Genomic DNA, 24,340 nt, shown 5'->3' with positions numbered 1-24,340 from the left:
AGTTGATGCAATCCGCGGGGATGACGATGGAGTCCACCGTTACCAGTGACTTCAGTCTTGATGAGATCGTACGGATTCTCGATGGTGCCAATATTATCGTCCATGGCTTTGATGGGGTGATCAGCCGCTGGACATCCGGTTGCGCGGATCTGTACGGCTGGAGCCGCGAGGAAGCGGTCGGCGTCGTGGCGCATGACCTTCTGCGAACCGTCTTCCCGCGGCCGCTCGAAGATATCCGCGCCTACTTGAAGAAACATAATCTCTGGAAGGGCGAATTGACCCACCGACACAGGGATGGGCGTGCCATATCTGTCGCGAGCCATTGGGTCGCGGTGAAGTCGCAGAGCCGGGCAGGCTATTCGATCGTGGAGGTGAACATCGACGTAAGCGATCTGCGGCGCACGCAAACCGAACTCGCCGCCAGCTCCGCTCATCTGCGCTCGATCCTGGACACGGTGCCGGAGGCGATGGTCGTCATCGATGAAATCGGTACGATCCTGTCCTTCAGCGCCGCTGCCGAACGGCTCTTCGGATATGCGGCGGATGAGGTCTGCGGGTCGAACGTCCGGATCCTGATGCCGTCACCGGACCGGGAGGCGCATGATGGCTATCTCTCGCGCTACTTGGCGACCGGCGAAAGGCGCATCATAGGCTTCGGGCGCGTGGTGACCGGATTGCGCGCTGATGGAACCGAATTCCAGATGGAACTCGCCATCGGTGAGGCCGTCGCCGATGGCAGCCGTATCTTCACCGGCTTCGTCCGAGATCTGACGAGCCGGCAAAAAATCGAAGAAGAGTTGCGCCAGGCTCACAAGATGGAGGCGGTCGGTCATTTGACTGGCGGTATCGCGCACGATTTCAACAATCTGCTTACGGTCATCAGCGGCAATCTCGAGATGATCGAAAGGCGCATCGAGAGCGGGAGGCTGCACGATCTGGTGCGCGAAGCCCAAGATGCCGCTGATGACGGCGCCAAGCTGACGGAACAGTTGCTGGCCTTTGGCCGCCGGCAACCGCTCAATCCCAAGCTCATGGATGTCAGCCAACTGGTCGGCAACTTCTCAGCTCTCCTGCGTCGCACGCTTGGAGAGTCCATAGAGTTGCGCACGGTCGTGACGGGGGCGCCGCACCACGCTCTGATTGATGGGTCGCAGCTGCAAAACGCTCTGCTCAATCTCACCTTGAACGCCCGCGATGCGATGCCGCGTGGCGGGCGTCTTACGGTCGATGTTGCTTCGGTTCGGCTCGATGCCGACTATAGCCGCATTCATCCGGATGTGCGGACAGGAAATTACGTGCTGATTTCCGTCAGCGACACCGGAAGGGGCATGTCGGCCGAAACACAGCAACGCGCCTTCGAGCCGTTCTTCACGACCAAGGACGTTGGCGCCGGAAGCGGTCTTGGTCTCAGCATGGTCTACGGTTTTGCCAAACAGTCCGGCGGACATGTGCAGCTCTACAGCGAGTTGGGGCAGGGAACCTGCGTTCGGTTGTATCTGCCGGCAGCCACGAGAAGTCCTGTGCGTGCCCCTGGGCGAGCACCAGTCCCTGATGGACATAACAACCAGATTCCAGGGGGGACCGAAACGATCCTGGTGGCGGAGGACGATGCGCGCGTCCGCCATGTCGTCGTCGCCAGGCTGGAGGACGCAGGGTACAGGGTGCTGCAGGCCAATACCGGGGTAGAGGCGCTCCACCTGCTTTCGCAGCACCCGGAAATCCGGCTGCTCTTCACCGATATCATCATGCCTGGCGGCATAGCCGGGGATGAACTGGCGAAGCGAGCCCGCCGCATCCGGCCCGGAATCAAGGTCCTCTTCACCTCAGGATATGCGGAGCCCAGTATCGCAAGGCGAGAATTCGCCGCCGCGGGGAGCTGGCTCAGGAAGCCATACACCGCTCGGGAGCTGGCGGTCCGGCTACGGGAGTTGCTGAGCGACCCGATTTGAACAGCTTGCCATAGCAGGTTCTCATCGCAGTCCTCCGGCTCTGAGCGCGATGTGCTTCGTCTCCTGGAAATCGTGAAGAGAGGCGAGGCCATTCAGTCGGCCGATGCCGCTTTGCTTGAAGCCGCCTTCCTCGAACTCGTCGTGGATGGCGGCCCAATCATTGATCCAAACCGTGCCGACCTGCAGTTCGCGCGCGACACGGAGAGGCCGATCGACATCGCGGCTCCAGACGCTGGCGGCCAAGCCGAAATCGCTGTTGTTGGCGAGGGCGATGGCCTCCGCTTCGCCTTCGAAAACCTGGAAGGTCGCGACCGGTCCGAACACCTCTTCCTGGACGATCACCAGATTCGCATCGGAGACCTCGAGCAGTGTCGGTCGATAGAATGCCCCCGCCGCGAGTGCAGGCTCGCGCGGGATGCCGCCGCGGACGATGGCCTGAGCGCCCTCCGCCAGAGCTTTCTCCACCATCGCATCGACGCGGGCCACGCTTCGCCTGTCGATCAACGGGCCCATTTCGCTCCTCGGATCGGATGCCGGGCCGACTCTGACCTGATCCAGCCGCGCGCCAAGGGCCTGCCGCAGACGGTCAGCGATGCCGCGCTCCGCCAGGATCCGGCTTCCGGCCATGCAGAACTGGCCAGCGAAGACTGTGATGGCCTTCTCGAGTTGCGGGAGCGCTGCCGCGAGATCGGCATCGTTGAACACGATCATCGGCGTCTTGCCGCCGAGCTCGAGGCCGAAGCGCTTCAAGCGCGATGCGCCGGCTGCCGCGATCGCCCGGCCCGTGCGGGTGCTGCCCGTGAAACTGATCACCGGCACGTCGGGCGACTCGACCAGGAATCCCGAGCCGGAAATGCCGCTCTCGGAAAAGATGTTCACGACGCCAGGTGGCAACTCCGCAATCTCCGAAAGGATCTGCGCGACGAGAGCATTCACCTGCGCGGTCTGACCAGGCATTTTGGCGACGACCGTCGTGCCGGCGGCGAGGGCCGGGCCGAGGGAGCGCATCAGCAGGACGACCGGGCTGTTCCACGGCACGATGAGTCCGGCGACGCCGATCGGGTCGCGCAAGGCCATGGAATAAGCGCCCGGTCGAACCTCCAGAGCCCGGCCATGCTGGGAGAGCGCCAAGGCTGAGCAGTAGCGCAACTTGGGCGCGACCGTGGAGACTTCGAACCGGGCCTCAGGCAGGATCTTGCCATTCTCTGTTGCGAGCATCTGCGCCAGTTCTTCGGCGCGTGCTTCGAAGCGATCGGCGATCACATTGAGGGCGCGGGCGCGCAAGCTCCGGTCATCGCGCCAGGGGCTGTGCAGGAAGGCGTTTCGAGCGGCAGCAACGGCGCGCTTCGCATCGGCTTGCGTCGCGTCCGCGAAGGACCCGATGAGCCCGCCGGTGGCAGGATTGATGCTGGGGACGCGGTTCGCGCTGTCGCACCAGGCCCCGTTGATCCAGTTCATCGCATTCGGCAGATGTTTCACGACGATATCCTCCTGGCTCATCGGCGCGGGGCCGTGGCCGCAAACGCCTCAATCCAGTCCGTAGAGGCCAGGCACGGCCCGATCGACCAACACTTCGACGAGCCGCGGCTTCGCGCTGGCGAAGGCTTCTGAAAGAGCCGGCGCGAGGTCATCGGCGCGCGCGACGCGCACGCCCGCGCAGCCATGCCCGGCGGCGAGTGCCGGGAAGTCCAGGCCGGGCAGGTCGATGCCCGGTGGTGCGGCCCTTTTCATGAGTTGGCTGAAGGCGCGCATCGCGCCGTAGCCACCGTTGTTCAGAACCACCACTGTGATCGGGAGGCGGTGCTGTGCGGCGGTCCACAAGGCCTGGATGGAATACATCGCCGATCCATCACCAATCACGCAGATGACGGCTTGGGTTGGCCTGGCGAGGGCAATCCCAACCGATGCCGGCAGCGCGAAGCCCAAACCGCCGCTCGCCATGCAGTAGAAGCCGTTATCCCGAACCGGCAGATGCCGCTGGAGCGCTTCCTTGTGCGAGGGCGCCTCCTCCACGATCACGCTGCCGGGGTGACGCAGATCTGCGATCGTCTGCATGACGAAGCTCGCCAGGACCGGTTCGGTCGGGGCGATCCGCGGTGCCGGGGCGCGAACGGTGGCGGGTGGGCGATCGCGGAGCGGCACAGTCGCGAGCAGACCGGAGATCGCGGGACGCATCGTCGAGAGCAAGCTCACTCCACCAATGGCGGCTGCGGCGGCATCTGCATCGTCGGTGATGTGGAAGATGGGAGGCCCTGACCTGAGGCCTGCGAGATCGCCGGGAACGTGAAAGGTGAAGGCCGGGGCGCCAAGGATCAGCACCAGGTCGTGCCGTCCCAGTATCTTGGCAAGCGGTTCGGGGGCGGCGGGCAGAAAGCCGTTGAAGAGCCGGTGATCCTCCGGAAACGAGGCTCTGCTTGCCACCGGTGCGGCCCAGACTGCGGCGCCCAGACGTTCTGCGAGGGCAACGGCAAGTGCCGACGCTTCGTCCCGTGCGACCGCAGCACCGACGACGATGGCCGGGCGTTCGCTGGCATCGATCGCGTTGGCGAATGCCCGAAGACCTTCAGGATCGGGCCCGAAATCCCCGCTGGTTGGCCGGGCCTCGACGGGCTCGCAGGGAACTTGCCAGTCATCGGCAGGAATCGAGACGAAGGTAGGGCCGCAGGGCTTCTGCATGGCGATGGCGTAAGCTTGGGCGATCGCCAGCGGCACATCCTGCGGGCGCGCCGGTTCGCAGCTCCATTTCACATAGGGCTTGGGAAACTCCGCAGCCGAGGCGGCGCCGAGAAATGGGCGCAGCGGCAGCAGCGCACGTGCTTGTTGCCCGGCTGTGATGACCAGCGGCGTTTGATTTCGGTAGGCTGTGTAGATGCTCCCAAGCGCATGGCCGACGCCGGCCGCGGAATGGAGATTGACGAAGGCCGCCGAGCCGGTTGCCTGGGCATGGCCGTCGGCCATCCCGACGGCACTGCTTTCCTGCAGGGCGAGCACATAGCGGAAATCGCTTGGCCAGTCGTGCAGGAAGGCAAGCTCGGTCGAGCCGGGATTGCCGAACACCGTCGTCATCCCGAGCGACCGGAGAAGGGCGATCGTCGCATCGCGCACAGTGCCGGCCGGTTTTGTGAGGGCGGAGGGCAGGGCCGCGGACTGGTCTGCTGTCTGCATGGCAATTCCATTGGTTTGCTGCGGCCGCGTCGCGCGCCGATGCGAGCAAGCGTTGGTGAAGGCGGCGGCTTCGGCTCTTGCTCAGATCGCGCGAAGCCTGGTCTCTTCGGCAGCCATCACGGCGCCGATGGCGATGACCGAGACCAGGCTGAAGTAGATCAGGATGGGAAGAAGGCTGCCGCCGCTCCAGGCGAGCAGGCTCGCTGCGATGACGGGCATGGCGCCGCCGCCGAAGATCGTGCCGAACTGCCGCCCAAGTGATACCCCGCTGAAGCGAACGCGCGTGTCCGGGAACAACTCCGGATAGAAGCTCGAGGTGACGCCGATATGCATCGGCTGGATGAGCGCCCCGGGAATGGCCGTGGCCAGTACGACCAGCAGGGTGTCGCGGGTCTGCAGCAGCGGAAAGAAGAGGAAGGCCACATAGAGCCCGGCCAGGACGAAGCCGGTGCCCAGCACCACCCGCCGCCCGATACGGTCCGACAGCGCGCCGAACAGCGGCACCATTGCGATGGCAATGACATTGCCGAGCAGGACGCCGCGCAGCAGCGTGGCCTGATCGATGCCGAGCGTTTTCACCCCGTATGAAAGGCCGAAGATGGATGTGAGATAGAACACACCGGACTCCGCCAGGGCGCAGCAGAACACGATCAGTGCCGGCCGCTTGTAATTGTCGAGCACCTGCAACAGCGGTACCCGCGCAGGAGGCGTCCGCGTCGCTTCGAATACGGGCGACTCTTCGACCTTGAGCCGCACGTAGAAGCCGAGGCCCACGAGCACGATGCTCAACAGGAAGGGCACGCGCCAGCCCCATGTCAGCAGGACGTCGCTCGGCAGCGCGGCGGCAAAGGATACGACCAGTGTCGCAATCACGACGCCGGCGAAATTGCCGGATTGGGCGATCGAGGCGAAGACGCCGCGTTTGCCTTCAGGCGCGCTCTCCAGCATCAGCACCGGCGCTCCGGTCGACTCACCGCCAAGGGCGAAGCCCTGCAGGAAACGCAGGGCCAGCAGGAAGCCCGCCGCCCAGATTCCAATGGAATCATAGGTCGGCAACAGGCCGATGGCCGTCGTCGATAGACCCATCAAAATCAGCGTCGCCGCCATGACCGGCTTTCGGCCGAGACGATCGCCGAAGTGACCGAAGAACAGGCCGCCGAGAGGTCGTGCGACAAAGCCGACGGCAAAGATGCCGAGCACGGCAATCATGCCGGCGACCGGGTCCGCATGCGGGAAGAACAGTTTATCGAAGACGAGAGGCGCCAGGAACCCGTACAGCATGAAATCATACCATTCGATCGCTGACCCAAGGAAGCAGGAGAGGGCGACCTTCGTGCGATCCTTGTTGAGAAGCGCAGATTGACTGTTCAGTGCTGCGACCGACATGGCGTTCCTCTCTTGCATAGATTTTCTTCTTCGCAATGCTGCCTGCCTGCGAAGGATCTATCGTTGCAATGAGAATGGGTGTGGGCCTCGCTCCGGGTCGAGCGGTATTTCGTCAAGCATCGTTCGCATTCGGGAAACTGCCGCCGGGGTGGAGCGGAGCGGGCTTCGCCGACAATGGAACGCCCGGAGAGCGGGCGCCGGGGAGGGCGTCTCAGGAGCTCGGGCGGCGGCTGGAGTTCGCGCCGGTCTGTCTCACTCGATCGCGAGCATATCGACGAGAGCAGTCAATGCCGGAGTAAGAACGGCGTTGCGCTGGGTCGCCAGATGCAGGTTGCAAGGCGCCCAGTCTTCGGCAAGCGGGATGTCGACAAGGCCTCGGCTTGCAATTTCGCGCGCCGCGCTGCGCATCGGCAGCACCGTAATGCCGAGACCGCCCTGGACCACCCGGCAGATCGACGCGATGCCATGGACGCGGACGCGCGTAGACAATTCCGCGCCATGGCTTGCGGCCTCGCGGGCCAGCAAATGCCCGATTGCCGAGTCCGGTGGCAGAACCCAATCCTGGTCGAGCAGATCGGCAAGGCGAACAGCAGCCGCGCCCGCAAGAGGATGCTCGGGGCTGACGACGATCCCGAGTGCGTCGCGACGATAGGGTCTCAGGCGCAGGCCTGGGCTGGATTCCGCACCCAGCAGGATACCGAGCTCGGCCCGCCCATTGAGGACGCTCTCGGCAACTGCATTGCTGGTGAGTTCCTCGACTGAGAGCCGGACATGTGGGAAGGCGCCGAGAAACCTCCGCAACTGCTCCGGGAGGTCATGGAATAGCGCGGGCCCCGAGACGGACAGTCTGATCTGCTCCAGGACGCCGTCCGTGATGTCACGCAACTCGTCTTCAAGCTCGTCGACATCGGCAAGGATCCTGTGCGCATGCGCCGCGATCGCCCGGCCGGGCGCCGTCAGCCCGATCCCGCGGCCTGTCCGCTCGATCAGGCGGAAGCCGAGCGAGTCCTCGAGGAAGCGAATCCGACGGCTTGCGGCCGAAACCACAATGTGAAGTTCCTCGGCGGCCAGCGAAAGGTTGCCATGGCGCTCCACGCCCATGATCAGTTTCAGGGTCTTGAGGCTAAGCCGGTCATTGAGTTTCACCGAAGCGACGTCCCTCGAAGCTGGCAACGAGCCGACGGCCGTTGCCATTAGGTGGAGATATCTTGTCAAAATCTCAAAATATGGGAAATTGACTCATCCATTATCTTAATAATATCGCTATTCCAAGAATGGAGTAGCAAAATGATGCTCACCGCCTTGCAAGCCAGCGCCTATCTGCACCACCTCAATCTGAGAACGCCGGATGTGAAGCGGCTCGCCACCTTCTATGCGGAGGTCATGGACATGGAGCTGATCCGGCTGGATGGGGAAGAGGCGCTGCTGGTGGGTCCGCAGCGTCGCGTGCTGCTGACACAGGGACCGGCCAAGACACTCCAGCATGCAGGCTTTGCGGTACGCGACAGCGAAGGGCTGGAGGGGCTGCGTGCCCGGGCGGTCGAGCAAGGGCTCGAGCCTGCCGACGCTTCCGTGTCGCTGTTCGAGAGCGACGCCTTCTCCGTATGTGACCCCGATGGCAACGAGGTGATCTTCGGCCGCGCCATCGCCGATACGGCCGGGCCGCGCGGACGCATCCGCGGACCGATCCAGCATCTGACGCTGGCAACCCGGGACGTCGAAGCGATCGAAGGGTTCTATGCCGGCAAGCTCGGCTTCGGCGTCTCCGACAGGGTGGTCGATGACGCCGGCCGCGTCATGACGTGCTTCATGCGCGGCAATCACGAGCATCACAACCTGGCCTGCTTCCGGCAGGACCGGCAGGGCATCGATCATCATTCCTACGAAGCCGGCGAATGGAACACGATCCGCGACTGGTCGGATCATTTCGCCGCGCGCGGCGTGTCGCTGATGTGGGGCCCCGGGCGGCATGGGCCCGGGAACAACCTGTTCATTTTCATCGAGGATCCGGACGGGAACTGGATCGAGGTCTCAGCCGAGCTGGAGGTCGTCCACGATCGCCCGGTCATGCAGTGGCCCCATGCCGAGCGGACGCTCAACCTATGGGGGCGCGCGATCCTGCGCGCGTGAGGAGCACACCATGAGATTCGTTTCGTTCAGAGCCGAGAACCGCGCCAGCTACGGCGTTGCGGGCGCCAACGGCATTTTCGATCTTGGAGCGCGCTTCGGCGCGGTGCTTCCCGACTTGCGGACCTATCTGGAGGCCGCCGCGCTAGGGCTCGTCGAGCCGGTGCGCGAGCCGATCCAGGCCGATTATGCCGAGGGCCAGTTTCGCTACGACCCGATTCTGCCCAATCCCGGCAAGATCCTGTGTGTCGGCCTCAACTACGAGGAGCACCGTCGCGAGACGGGGCGGCCGGAGGCCGCGCATCCCGCGATCTTCACGCGGTTTGCCGATACGCTCATCGGGCATGGGGCGCCGATCCTGCTGCCGCGGCTATCCAAGGCGCTCGATTACGAGGGGGAGCTGGCCGTGGTGATCGGCCGACCCGGTTTCCGGGTGCCGAAGGCTTCGGCTCTCGACCTGATCGCGGGCTACGCGCCATTCAACGACGCCACGTTGCGGGATTGGCAGCGCCATACCCACCAGTTCACACCGGGCAAGAACTTCCCCGGCACGGGGGCGTTCGGCCCAGAACTGGTGACGCCGGACGAGATCGTGGAGTTCGCGCGGGCCCGGATCGAGACTCGCCTCAACGGATCGATCGTTCAGTCTGCCACGCTGGGAGAGATGATCTTCCCCGTCGCCGACATCATCGCCTATGTCTCGGACTTCACGCCGCTGGCCCCCGGGGACGTCATCATCACCGGCACGCCTGGCGGGGTCGGCTTCAAGCGCGAGCCCCAACTGTTCATGCAAGCGGGCGACACGGTCGAGGTCTCGATCGAAGGGATAGGTCGGCTGACGAATCCGATCGTCTCCGAAGCCGATCCGGACCGGACATGAACGCGCTCGGCCGCTTCGTCAGTCTGCTTCGGCTGTTCCGGGAAACAAAGGGAAGCTGGACGGTTCAGGACATGTCGGAGGCGCTAAGCGTGCCGGCGAGCACCGTCTATCGCACCGTGCGGGAGCTGGTCGGCGAGGGGTTTCTCGAACCGGCCTACGAGGCGCATTATCGTCTCGGCCCCGCCTTCGTCGAATTCGATCGGCTGGTGCGCCTGACCGATCCGCTGGTGCGCGCCGGGCAGTCCCGCCTGCATGATCTGATCGCGCAGGCGGGTGTCCCCTGTGTGGCGTTGCTGGCGCGTCTCTATGGCGACACCGTGCTGTGCGTCGCCGACGAAGCCGTCGGAAATCTACCGGCGCGGCCATCCTATGAACGCGGTCGGCCCATGCCGCTGACGCGAGGCGCCACGTCCAAGACGATCCTGTCATTGGTCCCGCCCCGACGGCTGGCCCGGCTTGTGGCGGGGAGTTTCGGCGGGCAGCCCGGCGCCGACCAGGCCGATCTGCCCATGAAGATCGCCGAACTGCGCGATCTGCTGGCCGGCATCCGCAAGCGCGGCTACTGCATCACGCGCGGCGAGATCGACGAGGGACTCGTCGGCATTGCCGTCCCGGTCGCGGTGCCGGAGCTCGGCATTGCCGCCAGCATCAGCCTCGTTCTCGATGCTGCCAGCCTGGACGAAAAGCTCGAGCATCGACTCGTGCTCCTGCTCGTCTCTTCAGCCAGCCTGCTGGGCGATCGGTTGTCCGGATCTCGGCTCGACGGAGCGGACGTGTCGCAATGATTCAGGAATGCGATGTCGCGATCGTTGGAGCCGGTCCCACTGGACTGACCCTGGCCAATCTGCTGGGACAGGCTGGCCTCGACGTCATCCTGGTCGAGCGCAATTGCAGCACGGTGCAGGAGCCACGGGCGGTCTCCATCGACGACGAGTCGCTGCGTACCATGCAGGCAACCGGCCTGCTCGATTCGGTCCTGCAGGATGTGGCCCTGGACTACGGTTCACATTATTTCACCCGGGACGGGCGTTGCTTTGCCAAGGTCGAGCCGGCCACCCGGGAATATGGCTTTCCGCGGCGCAACGCTTTCACCCAGCCGAAGCTGGAAGCCGCGCTACGCCGGGGGCTCGACCGTTTCCCCAATGTGGTGACGCTGTTCGGCCATTCCTGCGAGACGGTGGCGGAAGATGGTTCCGGCGTGTCGCTGTCCCTTCGTTCTGGAAGCGGCGGCGGCATTGCCATTCGCGGCCGCTATCTGGCGGCCTGCGACGGTGCCAGCAGCGCCTTGCGCAAGGTCGTCGGTGCAACGCTCAGCGGCTCGACCTATCGCCAACGCTGGCTCATCGTCGATCTGGCCTCGACCCGGGAGCAGCTGCGCCAGACGCGGGTCGTGTGCGATCCCGACCGCCCCCTGATCACATTGCCCGGCCCGGACGGAATCCGCCGCTACGAATTCATGCTGCGCGACGGCGAAGACGAGGAGCGCGCGGCTCACCCCGACCATGTGCGTGCGCTGCTCGAAGCCCACGGGCCCGATGCCGACGCACGAATCGTCCGTCGCCAAGTCTACGCCTTCCATGCCCGCATCGCCGATCGCTGGAACACGCAACGCATCTTCCTGGCCGGCGATGCGGCGCATCTGTCGCCGCCATTTGCCGGCCAGGGTATGAACAGCGGTGTCCGCGATGCGCATAACCTTGCCTGGAAGTTCGCCGAGGTGATTTCGGGACGGCTCGGGCCGGAGCTTCTGGCGACCTATCAGCGCGAGCGGGCACCGCATGCATGGGCCCTGATCCAGCTCGCCATCAAGATGGGGCGGGTGATGATGCCGACCTCCCGGCGGCAGGCGGCCATGATCCAACTCGGCTTTCGGCTTGCCCAACTGGCGCCGGGGATCCACGCGCATTTCACGCAGATGAAATACAAGCCCAAACCCTTCTATGAGAAAGGCTTTGTCGTTCCCGACGATGGCGGAATGCGTCTTGCCGGACGGATGCTCCCGCAACCGCTGCTCCAGATGACGGACCGCCGCTATCAGCGGCTGGACGATGTCATGGGCGGCCAGTTCGCGCTCGTCGCCTATGGTCCGGATGCACAGCGCATGGCGGCGACGGCCGAAGGCTTCGGGCTTCGCTCGCTCCGTCGCGTCGCGGTGCTGCCGACCACCTTCAATCCCTCTCAAGACCGCCCTGACGTTTCCGCCGGACGCGACACTGACGGGCATATGAGCTCGCTGTCGCCGGCTGGGCGCAACATCCTGATGCTGGTCCGGCCGGATCGTTATGTCGCCGCGGCCAGCGTCGCGGAAAGCGCATCGATCGCCCGGATGGCGCGATCGATGCGCGATCTTGCTGGCCAAACCTGGAATGCGACCACGTCCGCCACTGGTCCGGCTCCTGCAGAACCCGAGGTTTCCACCCGATGAGCACCGCCGACACGCACGCAGGACCACGGATGACCGCCTTCGAGCGGCGCTTTTCGCGCTATGCCAACCGCATCGTACCATCTGCCATTCGTGGCCTTGCGACCATGCCGAAGGCGGCCGATTGCGTGTCGTTCGGACCTGGTGAACCCGATTCCACGCTCTTTCCCGTTGCCGAGATCCGCGACAGCCTGGCCAGGATCCTGTCGAAACCGGAAACGGCGCGGGCTGCGCTGCAATATGGCGCTAGCGAGGGCGATCCTGCCTTGCGCGACCGGATCAGCGCCTACATGCGCGCCAAGGGCGTGCAATGCGACAGGCATAACATTCTCCTCACCAATGGCGCGCAACAGGCGCTCGATCTCGTCGCCGAGCTGCTGGTCGAGCCCGGGGCGACCGTGCTCGTCCAGACGCCGACCTATCCCGGGGCGCTGCAGGTCTTTGCCGCGCACGGCGCGCGGATGCGCGAGCTGGAAGCGGCACGGGCCGGGACTCACGATCGGCCGGCGCTGATCTACGCGATGTCGAATTTCCACAACCCGACCGGAGCGACCTTGTCGCTCGCCCAACGGCGCGAACTGGTCGCCTTGGCCGGTGAGCTCGATACGATCCTCGTCGAGGACGACCCCTACGAGATGCTGCGTTATGAGGGCGAGGCGTTGCCGCCGCTGCTGGCGGTCGACACGGAGGCCCGCTCGATCGAGGACGCGCGGACGATCTATCTCGGTACATTCTCCAAGGCGGTCGTGCCGGGCTTTCGTGTCGGTTGGCTGGTCGCCCCCCGTGCGGTGGTCGCGAAACTTGCTCTCATGAAACAAAGCGAGGATCTGCAGGCGGGTACCCTTGCCCAGGCCTGTCTCCTCGATCTTTTCGACAGCATCCTCGACACACATGCTGGCCGGCTTCGCGACGCCTATCGCATTCGGCGCGACACGATGCTGGCGGCGCTCCAGTCGGAGCTCGGCAACCGCGCCAGCTGGATCGTTCCCCAGGGAGGCCTGTTCATCTGGCTGAACCTGGAAGCGCATCTCGACATGCATGCCTTGCTGAGCCGTGCGGCTGAAGTCGGAGTGACCTATGTCCCCGGCTCTGCGTTCCAGCCCGATGGGCAGGGTGCGGCAGCGTTACGCCTCAGTTTTTCAGCTGCACCTCTCGATCGGATGCAGGACGGCGTGCGGCGCTTGGCGCAGGTGCTGGGGGACAGCGCGCCGGGGGCCGATCGGGGCTGACGCGATGAGGTCCGGCCTGGCGTTTCGGGACGTGTTCGCGGCGTGCTCGATCCTCGACGGCACTTGAATCACGCAGTTGCTCTCCGCCTGCGCGTGCCGCGCCCTCTCGCGGGCGGCAAGTTTGACCAACAGGTTCAGGGAAGGGGAGAGGGCCTGTTTCCCTCTGTCTCAAACGAAGGTTGCATTCTGTGGCCAGCGCCCCTGGCCGCCAGGGTATCCTGGCTGGCTGACGGGGGCGCTAGATGCTCTCCGCCCCAGACTGGTTGGGCACGATGACAGCCTCATGGGTGGGATCAACCAGGTCGCGCATCCTCTGCATGGCCAGGTCGCACATGGTCAGGAGGCGTTGCTCTGGCACGCCATCCCGCGCTTGCACGGAAAGGCCGTGCATCAGCGCAGTGACATAGTCGCCCATCGCGTCGGTGTCGGTATCCTGTCTCAGCTCGCCGGCGCGTACGGCTTGCACCAACTTGTCGACGATGGTCGCCGTTTGCTTCAGGCGGCGTTCGGCCAGCCATTCCCGCACGCGGTCATTCTCGACGGCGCAGTTGGTCGCGGCCGATACGACCATGCAACCCCATGGGCGTCCGGGCTTCGTGTAGGTCTCGACGGCGTCGCCTAGCATCCTTTCGACGGCCTTCACTGCGCTCGGCTCCTGGGCCAGCGCTCGTGCGACGAAGCTGCCGTCGCCTTCCTCGTAGAGCCCAACCGCCTCCCGGAACAAATCCTCCTTCGAGCCGAAGGCTGCGTAGATGCGTGCCGAGGCAAGACCCAGCGCCGCCACCAGATCAGCAATCGACGTTCCCTCGTAGCCGCGTGCCCAGAATGCGTCGCGAGCCCTTTCAAGCGCCAGATCTCGATCGAACTCCCGTGGCCGCGCCATCGATGCCCCCATTCTTTGATGATCGGTAAATAATTCGCTTGACTCCGGTTGGCAAGCTTTCATTCTTTGTCGATCAACAAAGAACGAGGAAGCGGAGACACGCATGAGCGCATCGGAACTGGCATCGCTGCCCGACGGATCATCGGTCAGGGGAGGTCTTGGGGGAAAACGCGGCGCGACATTGGCGCTGCTCGCCTTCGCGCAACTGATCATCGCACTCGACCTCAACATCGTCTTCGTCGCGTTGCCGGAGATCGGCGCGGGCCTGGGCTTTTCGGGCCAGACCCTGCAATGGGTGGTCAGTGTCTACACGGTGTTCACCGGTGGCTTCCTGCTGTTCGGCGGCCGGGCAGCCGACCTGATCGGCCAGCGGCGAATGTTCGTCTTTGCCCTTTGGCTCTATGCGCTGTCGTCATTGATCGGTGGCTTGGCCTGGAGCCCTGAAGTCATCATCCTGGCGCGCGCGGTTCAGGGTATCGGAGGCGCATTCCTGTTTCCGGCGACATTGTCCCTGGTCAACCGCCTGTTTGCCGAGGGGCCGGAGCGCAACAGGGCACTCGCTGTCTGGGGTGGCGCCGGAGCAAGCGGCCTCACGATCGGTTCGATCGCCGGTGGTCTCCTCACCAGTGCCTTTGGCTGGCCCTCAGTGTTCTATGTCAATGTCGCGCTCGCCGGCATTGCCATCGTCGCGGCATTCCTCGTCATCCCGCGGGACCCGAAGCGGCATGAACGCCGCAGCTTCGACCTGCCGGGCGCGCTGACTGTCACCGCCGGGGCGACACTGCTCGTCTTCGCGCTTGTGCAGGGGCCGGAATATGGCTGGGGTTCGGGCAGCATCATCTGGAGCTTTGTCCTGGCTGCCGCCCTGCTCACCGCTTTCGTGGTGATCGAAGCACGGAGTGCCGATCCGCTCATGCCCTTGCGCTTGTTCCGCAATCGCAGCCTCCTGACCGGAATGACAATCACATTCCTGTACATGGCGACATTCGGCACACTGCCCTATTTTCTGACGGTGTTGTTCCAGAACGTGCAGGGTTTCACAGCTCTTCAGACCGGGCTCGCGTTTCTGGTTCCCTCGATAGCGATTGCGGTGGGGACGCAGGTCGGCGAGCGGTTGGTTACGCGGCTTTCGATCCGCTCCACGCTGATTGGCGGCATGGCCGTGGGGGCTATCGGAACGGCATTGATGGTTCCCGGTGCTGCTGCGGAAAGCAGTTACCTCATCATCCTCCCAGGGCTGATCATTTCCGGCATAGGTCAGGGTGTTGTCTGGACCGGCATGTGGATTGCGGCCGCTTCCGGCGTTCATCATGACGAGCAGGGCGTCGCCTCGGGAATGGCGTCGACAACGCTGAATGTCGGTAACGCCATTGGCCTTGCGGTTCTCATCGCCGTTGCCAATTCCCAGGTCGGCGGATTGGCGGGCGACGCGTTGCGGATCGCCGTGGCCGAGGGCATCCAACGGGCGTTCTGGCTGGCAGCCGCGGGCATCGTCCTCAGCATTATCGTCGCCCTCGTTGCGCAACAGAAGCAGCCGAACGCTGACAGCGTGTGAACCCTGGACGTCGCGGTGCGAAGCGGAGATGGCGCGTCGTGCGCCATCTCGAGCCTTCGGCACGATGTCGCATGGCGCCATCTTCGGCTCATGCCCTCGATCGCTTCAGTCATGAGGCGGTGGCTTCTTGGGTTTCAGATGAGGCCAGCCGTGCCTGGGACGAACGGCGAAGCTAGCGCTCGCGTCTTCGGGGCTGCGGCATGCTGCTGACCGTGAGGGCCTGCTTGCGGACTGATCCGGGGAGCTGCCGGTTCGACTGATGGCGCGTTGTCTCGGTTCATCCTAAGGAGTAACGAAGCGATCGTAGCGATTCTGCGGATAATGCGCGTGCTCGGAAAGCCGTTTAACACCGTAAGCCACGCGTTGCCGACCCAGATCGCCGCCCGGGTGACGGAGTTCGGCTTCGGCGAAGCTGCGCACTTCTTCGGTGATCCACATCGCTATCTGGGCCGTCTCGACCGGTCCCGGCTGCAGCTCAATTCGGACGTGGCGCTCGAAGCCTCCGACGCGCACGCGGCGATCAAGGCACCGATCGCGGGATGATGGACCGCGCAGTTGTTCCGGCGTTCGGGCAGGTTCTGTTTGCGGTCGCGCTCGGGTATGCGGGGGTGGCTGGTGCCGCGGTTCTGGCCACAGCGCTCGTTGGCCGTCCCCTTGGCTTCGATGCTCGCGAGACTGCGTTCTTTCTGAGCGTTGGGCTTGGCACGGTGTTCGCAGTCGGGGCGATGAGCGATCTACCATGGCGGCGTGCATCGGCCCTTTCGTGGCCGGCGGATCGGCGCATCGTCATCCGGTTCGTGGCCGTGTTGCTGCTCGTACTGGCTATCGAGGCGACCGTCGCGGCATCGGGGCTGCTAGGGTCGCTCGAAGACATCAAGGCGATGTCCAGCTCGGAGCGCAGTTGGCTCGGTTTTCTGAATGCGGTGCTGCTCGCCCCCGTGGTCGAGGAAGCATTGTTCCGTGGCCTGCTGTTCACGCGGTTGCGCCAGCGCTTCTCCGCATGGCCGGCCTTGGTGATCGTGACGCTGGCCTTCGGACTGCTGCATATCGAGAACGGGCTGCTGCACGTCGTATCGGTTCTGCCGGCTGGCGCGTTCCTGAGCTATGCACGCGAGGTTTCCGGCGGAATCGGCCTACCCATTCTGCTGCATGCCTGCATGAATCTGGCGATCGTAGTCGCGGGGACCTTCCTATGACCCTTTCCATCCGTCCAGCCCGACCCGACGAGGCCGGTCTCGTCCTGACCTTCATCAGGGAGCTCGCCGAATACGAAGAGCTTCTGCACGAGGTCGCGGCCAGCGAAGAGCAACTCGCGCAGGCCCTGTTCGGGCCAGATCCCAAGGTCGCCTGCGATATCGCCGAATGGGAAGGTGCGCCTGCGGGATTCGCCGTCTGGTTCTATACCTATTCGACCTTCTCGGGCCGCCATGGCATCTGGCTCGAGGATCTCTATGTCCGGCCTGAATTCCGCGGCAAAGGCATCGGCAAGGCCCTGATCGCAGGGCTGGCGAAGCGCTGCGTCGACGAGGGGCTGCCGCGCCTGGCCTGGTGGGTGCTGAACTGGAACGAGCCCTCGCGCGTGTTCTACCGCTCTCTCGGCGCGAACGCGCAATCGGAATGGACGGTCAAACGCCTCGACGGCGACGCGCTGCGGCGGTTGGGAGAGAGCGTGTGAGCGGACCTCAAGCCCTTCCCATCGTGATCATCGCCGCCGTCGCCGATAATGGCGTGATTGGTGACGATAATCGCCTGATCTGGCGGCTGAAGACGGACCTAAGGCATTTTCGTGGCCTGACGCTCGGCCGGCCGGTGCTGATGGGGCGAAAGACCTTTCTCTCGATCGGAAAGCCGTTGCCGGGGCGCGAGACCATCGTCCTGACACGCGATCCCGGTTTTAATGCCGACGGCGTTCATGTCGCGCATGGCCTCGACGAGGCGATCGAGGCCGGTCAGCGGCTGGGCCTCGCGATGGGCGCGGATTCCGTCACTGTTGCGGGGGGCGCCGAGATCTACGCCCAGGCCTTGCCGTTGGCCGATCGGGTTGAACTGACCCAGGTTCACGCTGAGCCCGAAGGCGATGCCCTTTTTCCGGTCTGGGACAGGGCGGCGTTCGAGCGCGTGAAGCAGGAGAACCACCCTCGCAGTGCCGATGACGAGCATGCTTTCACCTTCGCGACCTTTCGCCGCCGGGCCTGAACGCTGTTTCCGTTGACGATGAAGGGCTTGCGTCGTTGACGAATCCGTGTCCGATGACCAAGTCACGGACACGCGTTCCCTAAGGGCGCTGACAAACAGCCGCCGTTCGCCTATGGCACGTGTGGTACAGATGTGAGGAACGGCACGAGTATGCCTTGGAGCAACCAGAGCGGCGGTAGCGGTGGCGGCGGGGGAGGACCCTGGGGCCAGCGCGGAAGTGGTGGCGGCGGCGGCGGCCCGTGGGGGCAGGGCCCCGGAGGCAGTGGCGGTGGTTCGCCACCGGATCTGGAAGAAATTTTGCGCCGTAGTCAGGATCGGTTGAAGGATTTGCTGCCGGGCGGCAATCTCGGCGGACGTGGCCTGGTTCTCGGCATCCTGGCCCTGATCGTGATCTGGCTGATGACGGGCTGGTATATCGTCCGGCCGAACGAGGTTGGTCTCAACCTCCGCTTCGGCAAATATATCGGCAAGACCGGCGAAGGCCTGAACTACAACTGGCCCTACCCGATCGGTAGCGTGATCAAGCCCCAGGTCACCAATGTGATCACGACGGAAGTCGGCTTCCGCACCATCGAATCGGTCCGCACCTCGCGCCAGACGGATGTCGGCGAAGAGAGCCTGATGCTGACCGGCGACGAGAACATCGTCGATATCGACGTGATCGTGCAGTGGCAGATCGATCCGGCCGCGCCGGAGAATTATGTCTTCAATATCCAGGATCCGCCGGGCACGGTGAAGGCTGTGGCCGAGAGCGCGATGCGCGAGGTGATAGGCCAGCGCAACATCCAGCCCGTGCTGACGACGGATCGTGCCGCAATCGAGACCGAAGTGCGCCAGTTGATGCAGGAGACGCTCGACAGCTACAAGGCTGGCGTGCAGATCCGCCTCGTCCAGCTGCAGAAGGTCGATCCGCCGCAGCAGGTCATCGACGCGTTCCGTGACGTCCAGGCGGCGCGCTCCGACCAGGAACGCCTGCGCAACGAGGCGCAGACCTATGCCAATCGGGTCGTGCCGGAATCGCGCGGTCGTGCGGCGCAACTGGTCCAGTCGGCGGAAGCCTTCAAGGAGCAGACCGTCGCGGAAGCGCGCGGCCAGGCCAGCCGCTTCAATGCTGTCTATCTGCAGTACAAGGCGGCGCCGGCCGTGACCCGCGAGCGTCTCTTCCTCGAGACGATGGAGCGTGTGCTCGGTGGCACCGACAAGATCATCCTCGACCAGAGGGGTAACGGGCAAAGTGTCGTGCCTTACCTGCCGCTGAACGAACTCCAGCAACGGCGCGCTGCGCCGGGTGCGCCGCAGGCGGGAGCGACCCGATGAACGGTTCCATCCTGCGCATTGGTGCGCTTGTCGTCCTCGCCGTCGCCGCGATCGTCTTCTATGCCGCGACCTTCGTGGTCCAGCAGACCCAGTCGGCCATCGTGTTGCGCTTCGGCGCGGTCCGCAGCGTCGTCACCGCTCCGGGCATCTACCTGAAGCTGCCGGCCCCCTTCGAGCAGGTGACGCTGCTCGACAACCGCATCCTCGATCTCGACCTTCCCGCCCAGGAAATCATCGCGTCGGATCAGAAGCGGCTCGTCGTCGACGCCTTCACGCGCTACCGGATCTCCGATCCGCTGCGCTTCTATCAGGCGGTGAACAACATCCCGCGGGCCAACTCGCAGCTTGCCTCGATCGTCAATGGTCAGGTTCGCGCGGTCCTCGCGGATGCCAGCTTCATCTCGGTGGTCCGGACCGACCGGTCGCGGCTGATGAGCCGTATCCGCGACGACGTGAACCGCGAGGCGGCCCGCTTCGGCATGACGGTCGTCGATGTCCGCCTGCGTCGGGTCGATCTGCCGCAAGCGAACTCGCAGGCGGTGTTCCAGCGCATGCAGACCGAGCGTCAGCGCGAAGCTGCCGAGGCGCGTGCGCTTGGCGCCCAGCAGGCGCAGGAGATCAGGGCCCGCGCCGAGCGTGACGCGACCGTGATCGTCGCCGAAGCCCAGCGTCGTTCCGACGAGATCCGAGGCGAGGGCGAGGGCGAGCGGAACAAGGTCTTCGCCGAGGCTTTCGGCAAGGATCCCGAGTTCTTCACCTTCTATCGCTCGATGCAGGCCTATGAGGCGAGCATCAAGCCGGGGGACACGCGGATGCTGCTTTCGCCGGATTCGCCGTTCTTCCGCTACTTCAACGACCCTACGGGACGTCCCCAGAGCTCGGCTGCAACGCCGGCCCCGGCGGCCAGTCCCTGATCGATAGCGAGCGTCGCGTATGCTGGATTTCATCGCGGCGCTCGGCCTCGTCTTCGCCATCGAAGGCATCTTGTTCGCAGCGATTCCAAATCTGGCGAAGGATGCCTTGCGCAGCGCAGCGGAGACGCCAGCAGACCGAATGCGGCTGATCGGTATCGGTTCAGCCGTGTTCGGGGTGCTCCTCGTCTGGCTCGTACGCATCGGGGTGTAGAAGCGGCGGTCGGAATGCCTGGTGACGTGATTGTGTGTCGCCCTTCCGCCGCAATTTGAGGTTCAATCTCTAGGCCAACATCCTGGCCGCACGATCGGCCTGCTTCTTCACGAGGACCCTGATTGATGGCACTGAAAATCGTTTCCGCTTCCGGGCTTGCGCGGGCCGCGCTCGTGGCCGGCGTCGCGGCGCTGCCGATGCTGGCGACGCCCGTGATCGCCCAGCCGCCGACGGGAGTGTCGCCGCTGGTCCAGGGGCAGATCTCGCTCGCCGACCTGGCCGAGCGGGTGATGCCGGCGGTGGTCAATATCTCGGCTGTCACGACGAGCGACACGCGCAGCCGCAACCTGCCGCAACTGCCGCAGCTCGGCCCCGATACGCCCTTCGGCGATCTGTTCGAGGAGTTCTTCAACCGCCGCGGTCAGGGCCAGCAGGGCCAAGGCCAGGGCCAGCCGCCGCAGCAGCGACGGTCGCAATCGGCCGGCTCGGGCTTCGTGATCGATTCCTCCGGCATCGTCGTCACCAACAACCACGTCATCGGCGACGCCAACGAAATCACGGTGATCTTCAACAGTGGCCTGCGCCTGAAGGCGGAGATCATCGGCAAGGACACCAAGGTCGATCTCGCGGTGCTGCGCGTGAAGCACGACAAGCCGCTCGATGCCGTCAAGTTCGGGGATTCCGACAAGATGCGGATCGGCGACCCTGTCATGGCGATCGGCAATCCGTTCGGCCTCGGCAGCTCCGTGTCGTCGGGCATCGTCTCGGCCCGCAACCGCGATATCCAGCAGGGCCCCTACGACACCTATATCCAGACCGATGCGGCCATCAACAAGGGTAATTCCGGCGGCCCGCTGTTCAACATGGCCGGTGAGGTCATTGGCATCAACACCGCGATCCTGTCGCCGACCGGCGGCTCCGTCGGCATCGGCTTTGCCGTTCCCTCGTCGCTGGCGGTCAATGTCGTCGATCAGCTCCGTGAGTTCGGCGAGACCCGCCGCGGCTGGCTCGGCGTCCGTATCCAGAGCGTCGACGACGCCACCGCCGAGGCGCTCGGTCTCGGCACGGCGCGCGGCGCGCTCGTTGCCGGCATCGATGACAAGGGCCCGGCCAAGCCGGCGGGACTTGAAGTGGGCGATGTCATCGTCAAGTTCGACGGAAAGGAAGTGAAGGATTCGCGCGATCTGCCGCGGATTGTCGCCGGTACGGCGGTCGGCAAGGATGCGCCGATCACGGTGGTCCGCAAGGGCAAGGAAGTCGTCAAGACGGTCAAGCTCGGCCGGCTCGAGGATGGCGAGAAGGTCCAGCAGGCCTCTGCCAAGCCGAATGCCGAACCGGCCAAGCCCGCCGTGACCACGGCCTTGGGTCTGGAGCTCTCGCAGCAGACGGACGAGCTCAGGAAGCGCTACTCCATCAAGGACGGCACCAAGGGCGTGGTGATCACCAAGGTCGATCCCAACTCCAATGCCGCGGACAAGCGCATCTCGATTGGTGAACTGATCGTCGAGGTTGGCCAGGAGGCGGTGAACTCGCCCGAGGACGTGACCAAGCGCCTGGATACGCTGAAGAAGGAGGGCAAGAAGTCGGCTCTGCTTCTGGTCGCGAACGGGCAGGGTGAGGTTCGTTTCGTCGCGGTCACGATGAACTGACCAAGCTGGTCTTGGACAGGATCAAGGGCGGCCCTCGTGGCCGCCCTTTTCATTTCTCCGGATTGCGATCGGGCCGATGAGCAATTTGCATTGGTTGCGCTCCGTCCGGTGTGCGATCAGGGCGACGAGCAGCGGAGTGGATATGCGATGCGGATGAGCGAGATTCCTTTCGGAACGGTCGACTGGAGTTCAGTGGAGCCGGTGCGTCACCCAGGCGAGAAGGGCGAGGCGATCTGGCGCACGCGTTTCTTCGGACCGGCGGAAAATGCGATCAGGGTTCGCATGGTCGAGTACTCCGCGGGCTACGTCTCGGATCACTGGTGCTCGAAGGGGCATGTCCTGCTCTGCCTCGAGGGCGAATTGGAGACCGTGCTGGAAGACGGTCGCGCTTTCGCGCTCCGGCCTGGCATGAGCTATCAGGTCGCCGATCAGGCCGAGGCGCATCGCTCACAGGCGCCCAGGGGCGCAAAGCTGTTCATCGTCGACTAAAGCATCGGCCCGAAAAGTGGATTGCGGTTTTCGGGAAAGCCGATGCAAACACAAGGATCATCGGCCGAAGGGCGGATTGCGGGGCGATGCAGACACCGAAGCCTGGCTTATCGGGCGGGATTCGCGATCCGGTGCGATAATTCAGGCTTGGATGATCTCGTCGCCGCGATAGCCCTGAGCGTAGAGCAGCGCCGTCAGATCCGCGTGGTCGAGCCGGGCATCTGCCGCAGCCGCAACCGCCGGCTTCGCTCTGAAGGCGACGCCAAGCCCGGCCTCGCCGAGCATCGCGAGATCGTTGGCACCGTCGCCGACCGCCAATGTCGCGGCTCTTGAAAGGCTGCGCTGCTCGCGCAGTTCGACAAGCGAGTCCAGCTTGGCCTGTTTGCCGAGGATCGGGGCTTCGACTTCGCCGGTCAGGACGCCGTTTGCGACAAGGAGCGTGTTGGAACGATCTTCGTCGAAGCCGATGGTCGCGCCGAGCGGGCCCGTGAACACGGTGAAGCCACCCGAGACCAGCGCCGTATAGGCTCCGTTGGCGCGCATGGTGCGCACCAGTTGCCGGCCTCCGGGCGTCAGCGTGATGCGCTCGCGGATGATCTCGTCCACGACCGATGCCGGGACGCCCTTCAGCAGCGCCACGCGCTCGCGCAGCGCCGGTTCAAAGGCAATCTCGCCGCGCATGGCGCGTTCGGTGATGCTTGCGACCTTGTCCTTGAGCCCGACATAGGCGGCGAGTTCGTCGATGCATTCCTGACCGATCATGGTCGAATCCATGTCGGCGAGGAACAGCGCCTTACGGCGTGTCGCCGCCGGCTGGACAATGATATCGACCGCGGTTCCGTCGAGCGCCGCCCGAATGTCGGCTTCGAGCTTGCGTGCGTCCGCCCCATCCGCGAAGAGGTCTGCTGCGACCTCGTCATCCAGGCGGGCTTGCCGGGTTACGCCGGATACGGCATTGGCGAGACGCGTCAGCAGGGCGTCGCTCAGCAGCGCCTGGCCGTGAGCGGAAACAAGTGTCGCGACGAGCATGAGAAGGACCGATTGAGCGTGGCGTACAGGGCGGTGCTCATCGCAGGTCCTACGGCGAGCGGCAAGTCCGCGCTGGCGATCGAGATCGCGCGCCGCTTTGGCGGAACCGTCGTCAATGCGGATTCGATGCAGGTCTATGCCGATCTGCGGATCATCACCGCGCGGCCGACGATCGACGACGAGGCGATGGTTCCTCACCGTCTCTATGGCCATGTCGACGGCGCCGTGAACCATTCGGCGATGCGCTATGTCGCTGATGTCAGCGCGCTCCTCGACGAGCTGGCGGGCAACGGGTCGCTTCCGGTGCTGGTCGGCGGGACGGGGCTCTACTTCAAGGCGCTGACCGAGGGCCTTTCGGAAATCCCGCCGGTGCCCGAGGCAGTTCGCTCGGCCTTTCGTGCCCATGCCGAGGCGCGCGAGACGGCTGCGCTCCATGTCGAACTTCAACGCTGCGATCCCGTCATGGCCGAGCGGCTGCGTCCGAGCGACCGCATGCGGATCATGAGAGCGCTGGAAGTCTTTGCCGCGACCGGGCGGTCGCTGGCAAGTTTTCAGGGCGCACGCAAGCCAGGCCCGCTGGACGGGGGAGCGCTGCTCCAGCTTTTCGTCTCGCCCGAACGCGATCTGGTGCGTGCCCGCATCGATCGACGCTTCGAGCAGATGATGGGGGAGGGCGCCCTCGAAGAGGTTACAGCGCTACGGGCGCGCGGGCTCGATCCCCTGCTGCCGGTCATGCGCGCGCATGGCGTGCCCGGCCTGATCGCCCATCTCGACGGGGCGCTCAGCCTCAAGGAAGCCATTGCCAGGGGGCAGGCCGACACGCGTGCCTATGCGAAGCGCCAGGTCACGTGGTTCCGTCACCAGATGGCGGGCTGGCATGCTGTAGCCCCCGAGGCCGCTCTCGGCTTTGCGCTGCGCGAGCTGGAGACACGGGCCTGA

At 64.7% G+C, this 24,340-nt stretch carries 23 protein-coding genes; 17 read left to right on the top strand and 6 right to left on the bottom strand.

The annotated features are described in order from the left end of the window. Window positions 1-5 precede the first annotated feature (5 nt). On the top strand, window positions 6-1,949 hold the full coding sequence (locus tag AC1DW9_RS00230) for a hybrid sensor histidine kinase/response regulator (RefSeq protein ID WP_476769042.1): 1,944 nt from the start codon (window positions 6-8) through the stop codon (window positions 1,947-1,949). 21 nt (window positions 1,950-1,970) lie between these two features. Here AC1DW9_RS00230 and AC1DW9_RS00225 read toward each other — a convergent pair whose 3' ends face one another. The 4 genes from AC1DW9_RS00225 to AC1DW9_RS00210 form a co-directional block, all read right to left on the bottom strand. Then, a complete protein-coding gene (locus AC1DW9_RS00225) occupies window positions 1,971-3,428 on the bottom strand; it encodes an aldehyde dehydrogenase family protein (protein WP_441508465.1) in 1,458 nt (485 codons plus the stop codon). Window positions 3,429-3,476: 48 nt separating this feature from the next. After that, window positions 3,477-5,114, bottom strand: coding sequence for a benzoylformate decarboxylase (gene mdlC, locus AC1DW9_RS00220; RefSeq protein ID WP_476775138.1), 1,638 nt, complete (start codon window positions 5,112-5,114; stop codon window positions 3,477-3,479). 81 nt (window positions 5,115-5,195) lie between these two features. Next, on the bottom strand, window positions 5,196-6,500 hold the full coding sequence (locus AC1DW9_RS00215; RefSeq protein ID WP_441508463.1) for an MFS transporter: 1,305 nt from the start codon (window positions 6,498-6,500) through the stop codon (window positions 5,196-5,198). Window positions 6,501-6,752: 252 nt separating this feature from the next. Further along, on the bottom strand, window positions 6,753-7,646 hold the full coding sequence (locus tag AC1DW9_RS00210; protein WP_441489275.1) for a LysR family transcriptional regulator: 894 nt from the start codon (window positions 7,644-7,646) through the stop codon (window positions 6,753-6,755). 141 nt (window positions 7,647-7,787) lie between these two features. Here AC1DW9_RS00210 and AC1DW9_RS00205 point away from each other — a divergent pair, with 141 nt between their 5' ends. Genes AC1DW9_RS00205 through AC1DW9_RS00185 form a run of 5 tightly spaced genes read left to right on the top strand, consistent with a single transcriptional unit; the run spans window position 7,788 to window position 13,158 of the window. Then, window positions 7,788-8,630, top strand: a complete 843-nt coding sequence (locus AC1DW9_RS00205) for a VOC family protein (RefSeq protein ID WP_441508462.1) — start codon at window positions 7,788-7,790, stop codon at window positions 8,628-8,630. Between the two features lie 10 nt (window positions 8,631-8,640). Beyond that, a complete protein-coding gene (locus tag AC1DW9_RS00200) occupies window positions 8,641-9,507 on the top strand; it encodes a fumarylacetoacetate hydrolase family protein (protein WP_441508461.1) in 867 nt (288 codons plus the stop codon). Further along, a complete protein-coding gene (locus AC1DW9_RS00195) occupies window positions 9,504-10,292 on the top strand; it encodes an IclR family transcriptional regulator (protein ID WP_441508460.1) in 789 nt (262 codons plus the stop codon). Before AC1DW9_RS00200 ends, AC1DW9_RS00195 begins: the two co-directional genes overlap by 4 nt. Continuing rightward, window positions 10,289-11,932 (top strand): bifunctional 3-(3-hydroxy-phenyl)propionate/3-hydroxycinnamic acid hydroxylase, encoded by a 1,644-nt coding sequence (locus AC1DW9_RS00190; protein WP_441508459.1) that lies wholly within the window; start codon window positions 10,289-10,291, stop codon window positions 11,930-11,932. The genes AC1DW9_RS00195 and AC1DW9_RS00190 overlap by 4 nt, the downstream gene beginning before the upstream one ends. 29 nt (window positions 11,933-11,961) lie before the next feature. Further along, on the top strand, window positions 11,962-13,158 hold the full coding sequence (locus tag AC1DW9_RS00185; RefSeq protein WP_441508458.1) for an aminotransferase-like domain-containing protein: 1,197 nt from the start codon (window positions 11,962-11,964) through the stop codon (window positions 13,156-13,158). 238 nt (window positions 13,159-13,396) lie between these two features. Here the strand turns inward: AC1DW9_RS00185 and AC1DW9_RS00180 are convergent, their stop codons facing one another. Next, window positions 13,397-14,146: a TetR/AcrR family transcriptional regulator gene (locus AC1DW9_RS00180; RefSeq protein ID WP_476775137.1), complete on the bottom strand. Its 750-nt coding sequence runs from the start codon at window positions 14,144-14,146 to the stop codon at window positions 13,397-13,399. On the opposite strand from AC1DW9_RS00180, the gene AC1DW9_RS00175 reads away from it, so the two are divergent. The 10 genes from AC1DW9_RS00175 (at window position 14,145) to AC1DW9_RS00130 (ending at window position 22,372) form a co-directional block, all read left to right on the top strand. Then, window positions 14,145-15,596, top strand: coding sequence for an MFS transporter (locus AC1DW9_RS00175; RefSeq protein ID WP_441508456.1), 1,452 nt, complete (start codon window positions 14,145-14,147; stop codon window positions 15,594-15,596). The two genes, AC1DW9_RS00180 and AC1DW9_RS00175, sit on opposite strands and share 2 nt — an antisense overlap. A 327-nt stretch (window positions 15,597-15,923) precedes the next feature. Further along, a complete protein-coding gene (locus tag AC1DW9_RS00170) occupies window positions 15,924-16,139 on the top strand; it encodes a thymidylate synthase (protein WP_441508455.1) in 216 nt (71 codons plus the stop codon). Beyond that, window positions 16,139-16,792 carry a CPBP family intramembrane glutamic endopeptidase gene (locus AC1DW9_RS00165; protein WP_441508454.1) on the top strand — a complete coding sequence of 218 codons (654 nt, stop codon included), beginning with the start codon at window positions 16,139-16,141 and terminating at the stop codon, window positions 16,790-16,792. The genes AC1DW9_RS00170 and AC1DW9_RS00165 overlap by 1 nt, the downstream gene beginning before the upstream one ends. After that, window positions 16,789-17,271 carry a GNAT family N-acetyltransferase gene (locus AC1DW9_RS00160; RefSeq protein WP_441489265.1) on the top strand — a complete coding sequence of 161 codons (483 nt, stop codon included), beginning with the start codon at window positions 16,789-16,791 and terminating at the stop codon, window positions 17,269-17,271. The genes AC1DW9_RS00165 and AC1DW9_RS00160 overlap by 4 nt, the downstream gene beginning before the upstream one ends. Continuing rightward, window positions 17,268-17,792 carry a dihydrofolate reductase gene (locus tag AC1DW9_RS00155; protein WP_441489264.1) on the top strand — a complete coding sequence of 175 codons (525 nt, stop codon included), beginning with the start codon at window positions 17,268-17,270 and terminating at the stop codon, window positions 17,790-17,792. Before AC1DW9_RS00160 ends, AC1DW9_RS00155 begins: the two co-directional genes overlap by 4 nt. Before the next feature lie 150 nt (window positions 17,793-17,942). Beyond that, window positions 17,943-19,109 (top strand): FtsH protease activity modulator HflK, encoded by a 1,167-nt coding sequence (gene hflK / locus AC1DW9_RS00150; RefSeq protein WP_441489263.1) that lies wholly within the window; start codon window positions 17,943-17,945, stop codon window positions 19,107-19,109. Continuing rightward, window positions 19,106-20,023: a protease modulator HflC gene (gene hflC, locus AC1DW9_RS00145; protein ID WP_441508453.1), complete on the top strand. Its 918-nt coding sequence runs from the start codon at window positions 19,106-19,108 to the stop codon at window positions 20,021-20,023. Before hflK ends, hflC begins: the two co-directional genes overlap by 4 nt. Before the next feature lie 19 nt (window positions 20,024-20,042). Then, window positions 20,043-20,234 carry a DUF2065 domain-containing protein gene (locus tag AC1DW9_RS00140; RefSeq protein ID WP_043237452.1) on the top strand — a complete coding sequence of 64 codons (192 nt, stop codon included), beginning with the start codon at window positions 20,043-20,045 and terminating at the stop codon, window positions 20,232-20,234. A gap of 125 nt (window positions 20,235-20,359) precedes the next feature. Further along, a complete protein-coding gene (locus tag AC1DW9_RS00135; RefSeq protein WP_441508452.1) occupies window positions 20,360-21,883 on the top strand; it encodes a Do family serine endopeptidase in 1,524 nt (507 codons plus the stop codon). A gap of 153 nt (window positions 21,884-22,036) precedes the next feature. Next, the gene (locus AC1DW9_RS00130; RefSeq protein WP_476775136.1) at window positions 22,037-22,372 is read left to right on the top strand and encodes a DHCW motif cupin fold protein; all 336 of its coding nucleotides are present in this window, start codon (window positions 22,037-22,039) and stop codon (window positions 22,370-22,372) included. A 141-nt stretch (window positions 22,373-22,513) separates the two neighbouring features. Here the strand turns inward: AC1DW9_RS00130 and serB are convergent, their stop codons facing one another. Beyond that, window positions 22,514-23,401 (bottom strand): phosphoserine phosphatase SerB, encoded by an 888-nt coding sequence (gene serB / locus AC1DW9_RS00125; protein ID WP_441508451.1) that lies wholly within the window; start codon window positions 23,399-23,401, stop codon window positions 22,514-22,516. Window positions 23,402-23,419: 18 nt separating this feature from the next. Between serB and miaA the strand changes: the two genes are divergently transcribed. Continuing rightward, the gene (miaA, locus tag AC1DW9_RS00120) at window positions 23,420-24,340 is read left to right on the top strand and encodes a tRNA (adenosine(37)-N6)-dimethylallyltransferase MiaA (RefSeq protein ID WP_441508450.1); all 921 of its coding nucleotides are present in this window, start codon (window positions 23,420-23,422) and stop codon (window positions 24,338-24,340) included.

The organism is Allobosea sp. P4_E12 (assembly GCF_056401655.1).
This window is presented reverse-complemented; position numbering and strand designations above follow the sequence as displayed.

What these genes read in the sequence shown, in the direction of transcription:
- AC1DW9_RS00230 (WP_476769042.1), top strand. Translation starts at nt 6, where the DNA reads ATGCAATCCGCGGGGATGACGATGGAGTCCACCGTTACCAGTGACTTC.
- mdlC (WP_476775138.1), bottom strand. Translation starts at nt 5,114, where the DNA reads ATGCAGACAGCAGACCAGTCCGCGGCCCTGCCCTCCGCCCTCACAAAA.
- AC1DW9_RS00215 (WP_441508463.1), bottom strand. Translation starts at nt 6,500, where the DNA reads ATGTCGGTCGCAGCACTGAACAGTCAATCTGCGCTTCTCAACAAGGAT.
- AC1DW9_RS00205 (WP_441508462.1), top strand. Translation starts at nt 7,788, where the DNA reads ATGATGCTCACCGCCTTGCAAGCCAGCGCCTATCTGCACCACCTCAAT.
- AC1DW9_RS00200 (WP_441508461.1), top strand. Translation starts at nt 8,641, where the DNA reads ATGAGATTCGTTTCGTTCAGAGCCGAGAACCGCGCCAGCTACGGCGTT.
- AC1DW9_RS00195 (WP_441508460.1), top strand. Translation starts at nt 9,504, where the DNA reads ATGAACGCGCTCGGCCGCTTCGTCAGTCTGCTTCGGCTGTTCCGGGAA.
- AC1DW9_RS00190 (WP_441508459.1), top strand. Translation starts at nt 10,289, where the DNA reads ATGATTCAGGAATGCGATGTCGCGATCGTTGGAGCCGGTCCCACTGGA.
- AC1DW9_RS00185 (WP_441508458.1), top strand. Translation starts at nt 11,962, where the DNA reads ATGACCGCCTTCGAGCGGCGCTTTTCGCGCTATGCCAACCGCATCGTA.
- AC1DW9_RS00175 (WP_441508456.1), top strand. Translation starts at nt 14,145, where the DNA reads ATGAGCGCATCGGAACTGGCATCGCTGCCCGACGGATCATCGGTCAGG.
- AC1DW9_RS00180 (WP_476775137.1), bottom strand. Translation starts at nt 14,146, where the DNA reads ATGCGTGTCTCCGCTTCCTCGTTCTTTGTTGATCGACAAAGAATGAAA.
- AC1DW9_RS00165 (WP_441508454.1), top strand. Translation starts at nt 16,139, where the DNA reads ATGGACCGCGCAGTTGTTCCGGCGTTCGGGCAGGTTCTGTTTGCGGTC.
- AC1DW9_RS00160 (WP_441489265.1), top strand. Translation starts at nt 16,789, where the DNA reads ATGACCCTTTCCATCCGTCCAGCCCGACCCGACGAGGCCGGTCTCGTC.
- hflK (WP_441489263.1), top strand. Translation starts at nt 17,943, where the DNA reads ATGCCTTGGAGCAACCAGAGCGGCGGTAGCGGTGGCGGCGGGGGAGGA.
- hflC (WP_441508453.1), top strand. Translation starts at nt 19,106, where the DNA reads ATGAACGGTTCCATCCTGCGCATTGGTGCGCTTGTCGTCCTCGCCGTC.
- AC1DW9_RS00140 (WP_043237452.1), top strand. Translation starts at nt 20,043, where the DNA reads ATGCTGGATTTCATCGCGGCGCTCGGCCTCGTCTTCGCCATCGAAGGC.
- AC1DW9_RS00135 (WP_441508452.1), top strand. Translation starts at nt 20,360, where the DNA reads ATGGCACTGAAAATCGTTTCCGCTTCCGGGCTTGCGCGGGCCGCGCTC.
- AC1DW9_RS00130 (WP_476775136.1), top strand. Translation starts at nt 22,037, where the DNA reads ATGAGCGAGATTCCTTTCGGAACGGTCGACTGGAGTTCAGTGGAGCCG.
- serB (WP_441508451.1), bottom strand. Translation starts at nt 23,401, where the DNA reads ATGCTCGTCGCGACACTTGTTTCCGCTCACGGCCAGGCGCTGCTGAGC.